The sequence below is a fragment of the Methylobacterium segetis genome (genome assembly GCF_004348265.1).
Lineage (GTDB): Bacteria > Pseudomonadota > Alphaproteobacteria > Rhizobiales > Beijerinckiaceae > Methylobacterium > Methylobacterium segetis.
This window is the reverse complement of sequence record NZ_SMNT01000166.1, coordinates 1-5,972: the sequence shown is the minus strand read 5'-3', so window position 1 is coordinate 5,972 and position 5,972 is coordinate 1. Positions and strand designations below refer to the sequence as shown.

Genomic DNA, 5,972 nt, shown 5'->3' with positions numbered 1-5,972 from the left:
GGTCACGCGCGACATGAGCGAACGCAAAGCCGCTCAGGATGCGCTCAATCAGAGCGAGCAGCGCTTCCGCCTGCTCGTTCAAGGCGTCCAGGACTACGCCATCTACATGCTGGACCCGGGCGGGCGGGTCGCGAGCTGGAACCGGGGTGCCCAGCGCTTCAAGGGCTACACCGACGAGGAGATCATCGGCCAGCACTTCTCCCGGTTCTACACCGAGGAGGATCGCGCCACGGATCTGCCCGGCCGCGCGCTGAAGATCGCTGAGACCGAGGGCCGTTTCGAGCAGGAGGGCTGGCGCGTCCGCAAGGACGGCTCGCTGATGTGGGCGCACGTGCTGATCGACCCGATCCGCAGCGAGGACGGCACGCTCGTCGGGTACGCCAAGGTCACGCGCGACATGAGCGAACGCAAAGCCGCTCAGGATGCGCTCAATCAGAGCGAGCAGCGCTTCCGCCTGCTCGTTCAAGGCGTCCAGGACTACGCCATCTACATGCTGGACCCGGGCGGGCGGGTCGCGAGCTGGAACCGGGGTGCCCAGCGCTTCAAGGGCTACACCGACGAGGAGATCATCGGCCAGCACTTCTCCCGGTTCTACACCGAGGAGGATCGCGCCACGGATCTGCCCGGCCGCGCGCTGAAGATCGCTGAGACCGAGGGCCGTTTCGAGCAGGAGGGCTGGCGCGTCCGCAAGGACGGCTCGCTGATGTGGGCGCACGTGCTGATCGACCCGATCCGCAGCGAGGACGGCACGCTCGTCGGGTACGCCAAGGTCACGCGCGACATGAGCGAACGCAAAGCCGCTCAGGATGCGCTCAATCAGAGCGAGCAGCGCTTCCGCCTGCTCGTTCAAGGCGTCCAGGACTACGCCATCTACATGCTGGACCCGGGCGGGCGGGTCGCGAGCTGGAACCGGGGTGCCCAGCGCTTCAAGGGCTACACCGACGAGGAGATCATCGGCCAGCACTTCTCCCGGTTCTACACCGAGGAGGATCGCGCCACGGATCTGCCCGGCCGCGCGCTGAAGATCGCTGAGACCGAGGGCCGTTTCGAGCAGGAGGGCTGGCGCGTCCGCAAGGACGGCTCGCTGATGTGGGCGCACGTGCTGATCGACCCGATCCGCAGCGAGGACGGCACGCTCGTCGGGTACGCCAAGGTCACGCGCGACATGAGCGAACGCAAAGCCGCTCAGGATGCGCTCAATCAGAGCGAGCAGCGCTTCCGCCTGCTCGTTCAAGGCGTCCAGGACTACGCCATCTACATGCTGGACCCGGGCGGGCGGGTCGCGAGCTGGAACCGGGGTGCTCAGCGCTTCAAGGGCTACACCGACGAGGAGATCATCGGCCAGCACTTCTCCCGGTTCTACACCGAGGAGGATCAGGCCACGGGCCTGCCCGCGCACGCCCTGCAGGTCGCCGCGCGCGAGGGACGCTTCGAGGCCGAGGGCTGGCGGGTGCGCAAGGACGGCGCCCGTTTCTGGGCCAGCGTGGTCATCGACCCGATCCGGGGCGAGCACGGCGAGCTCGTCGGCTTCGCCAAGATCACGCGGGACATCACGGAGCGGCTGGCGGCTCAGAAGGCCCTCGACGACACCCGCGCCCGGTTCATCCAGTCCCAGAAGCTCGAAGCCATCGGGCAGCTGACCGGCGGCGTGGCGCACGATTTCAACAACCTGCTCGCCGTGGTGCTCGGAAACCTGCACCTGGCCCGCAAGCGACTGCCCCCGGACGGGAAGCTCCTGCAGCTGATCGAGAACTCGATCCAGGCGGCGGAGCGCGGGGCGACGCTGACCAAGCGCATGCTGGCCTTCGCGCGGCGGCAGGATCTGGTCGCCGGGCCCGTGGACGTGCCGGGTCTCGTGCGCGGCATGGCCGAGCTGCTGCAGCGCTCGATCGGCTCGAACATCCCGGTCAGCACGCAGTTTCCGCTTCACCTCCCGCCGGCTCACGCCGACGCGAACCAACTGGAGCTCGCGCTCCTCAACCTGACCGTGAACGCCCGCGATGCCATGCCCGACGGCGGATCGATCACGATCGCGGCCCGCGCGGTTCTGGTCGGGGCCGACGACATCGCCGCCCTGGCACCGGGGCGCTACGTCTGCCTGTCCGTCTCCGACACCGGCGAGGGCATGGACGAAGAGACCCTCACCCGGGCGGCCGAGCCGTTCTTCACCACCAAGGGCGTCGGCAAGGGCACCGGCCTCGGCCTCTCGATGGTGCACGGCTTCGCCGAGCAGCTGGGTGGGCGCCTGATCCTCACGAGCACGAAGGGCCAGGGCACGGTCGCGGAATTGTGGCTGCCCGAGGCCGGGGCCGGCGGCCTGAGGGATGTCGTGCCGGAGGCGGATCCTTCGCTGAAGCCGCTGCAGCCGCTGACGATGCTCGTCGTCGACGACGACCCGCTGGTCCTGATGAACACCTCGGCCATGCTGGAAGATCTCGGCCACGCGGTGGTGGAGGCCGCCTCGGGCCCGCAGGCCCTGCGCGTCCTGGCCCGCTCGCGGAGCGTCGATCTCGTGATCACGGACCAGATGATGCCCGGCATGACCGGTGCGCAGCTGATCGAGGCCATCCGGGCCGAGCATCCCGCCCTGCCCGTGATCCTGGCGAGCGGCTATTCCGAATTGCCGGAGGACGGTCTTGCCGGGCACGTGCGCCTGAGCAAACCGTTCGGGCAGGCCGACCTCGCCCGGGCGCTCTCGATGAGCCTGCGTCCCGAGCGCGGCTGACCGCCTGTGCGCCACCGCGCCCGCCGAGGCGGGGGCCCATGTCCGGCGCCCCGCCTCGGCCGCTCCTCGGCCGCTGCAGTCCTCAGGCGGTCCTGCGGCCGCCCTTGCTCGTGGCGACGGTCTCCTCGGAGCCCTCGACGTTGATCCGCTCGGCGATCTGCGAGAGCAGCTGGTCGGTCTTCTTCTCCTCCTGCAGGGTCTCGTCGAGAAGCTTGGCGGCCTCCTCGTAGCCGAGCTGGGCCGCCCAGGTCTTGAGCGTGCCGTAGCGGGCGATCTCGTAATGCTCGACGGCCTGCGCACAGCCCGCCAGGACGGCGTCCGCCGCCGGCCCCCCGCCGAAATCCTCCAGATCCTCCTCCATCTCCGCCGTCAGGCCCTGCATGGCCTCGCAGGTCTTGGCCCGCGCCGCCTTGCCGATGATCTCGAACACCTGCTGAAGCCGCTCCACTTGATGGGCGCTCTCCTCGGCATGGGTCTCGAAGGCTTGGCGCAACTCCTCGTGCTCGGCCGCCTTGGCCGACTTCTTCAACGCGCGAACGGACTGTTTCTCAGCGTAATAAACGTCCTTCAGCGTCTCGTAGAAGGCGTCCTGCAAGTTTTTCTGTTTTCCGGCCATGTAAGTCCTGCCTCGTTCATCTTGTGCGATCGGCTGCCGGCAGCCTCACCGCAGCCAGCGCTCCGGTAAGAACGCGCCACATGAGGAGCGGGTCCGTCGTTTTTTCTGTAGAAATCTTTTGTGGATGTCGGTGAATGCCGGACGGAGTGCGGAACTTTGCGCCGCCTGCGCGTCCGGCGGATCGGTGTGCCGAGGGCGGGCTTGCCCCTCCGGCCCGCACGCCGGGCATGCGGTCGATCGCGAGGGGCCGAATTCCGGGTTTCCGCCACGCACCCGGCTCCTTGAGAGGAACGGTCCCGCCGCGGTGACGGTTCTTCCTGCCATCAACAGGAGCAAGCGCATGCACAATGTCGGACGGGCGGCCCTCTTCGCAGGGATGACGTTGATCAGCGTCGGGGCCGCGGAGGCGAAGGGCTGCATCAAGGGTGCGATCATCGGCGGCCTCGCCGGCCATTATCTGGCCGAGCGCGGCGTCGTCGGTGCGGTCGCCGGTTGCATCGGCGGGCGCTACCTGGCCAACCGCCGGGCGCAGCGCGAGATCGACTACGGCTCGCGCGTCCAGCCGCGCGGCACCGGCTACGGCCCAGCCCAGGCCTATCCCCGCCGCAGCTACAGCTACTGAACCGGGGCGGGGCCGACCGCCCGTCCCCCGTCGCGCGGCGAAGTCCCGGCTCGGCCGGGGCTTCGCAGGAGCCGATACGGCGGGGATGCCCGCCCGTCACTGCGGCCCGGCCACGGGAAACCCGCTTCCGCACATCCTCCGACGCGGCGACACCGGTGCACACGGGGGCGGCCTTCGGCGCGGACGGGACTCGGCTCGGTCGAGCTCCGGCCCTTGGCGACCGAGCACCTCGGCCGGAGCATAATATTCGGCGTTTTCTGAGAAGAATGGTGGGCGCACTAGGGTTCGAACCTAGGACCCGCTGATTTGCAATGATCTGCTGGGGTCAGAAATTGCCGATGTTCTTCGGGTACTTACGCAGGCCACTTGGCTAGCGCGTGGTGGCTCATGTAACGCATGCGTAACGCGAGCCGGGCTGATACCTCGCCCTCCCATTGTGACTCGACGTTCGACAAGGGTTCGCAAGCGGAAGCTGGGCCGCTGGAAAAGCTGACCTTCAGCATTGCGCCCATTGCGGCCGTCTAGCAACCATCGGCGGAGTCTCCGAAGCAGACATCCGCCGGCTGGGCGTTATGGAAACGTCGGGCCTCAACCTTAAGGAAGGGCCGCTCGACTGAGCGGCCCTCTTTCATTCAGATGTGAAAGTCGGTGTGATGACTAAACACGTTCCCCCAGAAATCGGCCTGCCCTGCATCGACGTGGTCGGCGCAACCACCGTAGTGGACACCCGGATCGCCCGCATCGGAGTTCGTCGCGGTGTTCGTCAGGTCGGCCGCGTCGGCGGTATGGCTCGGAGCGGTGGTGCTGCCGGCCTGGGGGGCGTCGAACACGAAGCTGTCACCATGGCCGTGGCTCCGCGAATGGTGCCAGTAGCTATGATGCGTCGGCGCTCCCGAATTGACCTGCGTCGTGTCCGTGGTGCTGCTCGTATCGGGAGTGTCGGCCGCCGTCACCTTGATCGTATCCGTGGCGTCGGCCGTAACGGTCTGCCCGGCCGCGGTTGGCTTAGGCGTATCAGTCGTGTCGGCAGTATCGGCCGCCGTCACCTTGATCGTGTCCGTTGTGCCAGTCGTAACGGTCGGCCCGGCCGCGGTTGTCTCGGTCGTGTCCGTTGCGCCGCTCGCATCGGTGGCGCCAGCCGTGGTCTTGTTCACGTCCGTCGGGGCGCTCGTATCGGTAATAGCGGCCGCGGTCGTCTTGATCGCGTCCGTGGTGACAGTCGTTCCGGTGGTCGCGGCCCCTCCCGCCGTGGTCACGTCCGTCGTGCTGCTTGTGTTCGTAGCCGTCGGAGAATTAACGCCCTCTCCACCAGATGAATTTGGGCCGAGAACCGATGAGCTGCCATCAAATGGCGTCACATTGACTGGATGACCCGCCTCTGCGTTCACAATAATCTGAGCGGAATCGCGCGTGTTTGCGTTTTCTACCGCCAATATGCTAGAGACATTTGAGTTTGCATTGCCGCCAGCCCAAAGATCAACATGCGGTGCGTCGGTTGTACTTGCGACTGCATCAGCACAATAATCCTCCATTATGAAATATTTCTGCAAATATGGAACATAGATTTTGGTTCCCGGAGCAAAATCACGCGAATCGCTTGCGAATGTGATTGGGTCCTCGAAGGTGCCCGTACCACCCGCCTGTTGATGCAGTTGAGGATATGCAATCCCGGCTCCAGGAGGGTCATTGTCAGGCCAGCCGTACATCGTCACATGCGCACTGATCGCTTGCTCCGCCATGCAGTAATCCTTTGCAAATAACTAATGTGTGTTGCGAATGCCGTTAACATTGAGGTAAGTGTGGCAGGAATGTGTCGGCCGCGGAGACTTTTCGAAGGCGAAATCGAAATTTAACTGTACTTATTAGTACGTTGGCGATGCTGGGCCGTATCAACTTGTACGCTCAGGTATCGTAATTTTGGGCGAGCTCCATGTGCTATTGGGTGTAGAATCCCGGCGCATTTGCAGCTGGTCTGCGGCATACATTCCTGAAGCCTTTGGACCGGGGGC

At 65.8% G+C, this 5,972-nt stretch carries 4 protein-coding genes; 2 read left to right on the top strand and 2 right to left on the bottom strand.

The features are described 5' to 3' along the window. Window positions 1-13 precede the first annotated feature (13 nt). Window positions 14-2,725: a hybrid sensor histidine kinase/response regulator gene (locus E1J50_RS25170; protein WP_132256893.1), complete on the top strand. Its 2,712-nt coding sequence runs from the start codon at window positions 14-16 to the stop codon at window positions 2,723-2,725. Window positions 2,726-2,807: 82 nt separating this feature from the next. Here the strand turns inward: E1J50_RS25170 and E1J50_RS25165 are convergent, their stop codons facing one another. Further along, entirely contained in the window at window positions 2,808-3,341 is a 534-nt protein-coding gene (locus tag E1J50_RS25165) for a YciE/YciF ferroxidase family protein (protein WP_132256891.1), read from the bottom strand. A 340-nt stretch (window positions 3,342-3,681) separates the two neighbouring features. Here E1J50_RS25165 and E1J50_RS25160 point away from each other — a divergent pair, with 340 nt between their 5' ends. After that, complete coding sequence (locus E1J50_RS25160; RefSeq protein ID WP_132256889.1) at window positions 3,682-3,963, top strand: hypothetical protein; 282 nt, start codon at window positions 3,682-3,684, stop codon at window positions 3,961-3,963. A 632-nt stretch (window positions 3,964-4,595) separates the two neighbouring features. Here the strand turns inward: E1J50_RS25160 and E1J50_RS25155 are convergent. Further along, the gene (locus E1J50_RS25155; RefSeq protein WP_132256636.1) at window positions 4,596-5,702 is read right to left on the bottom strand and encodes a hypothetical protein; all 1,107 of its coding nucleotides are present in this window, start codon (window positions 5,700-5,702) and stop codon (window positions 4,596-4,598) included. Between the last annotated feature and the right edge of the window lie 270 nt (window positions 5,703-5,972).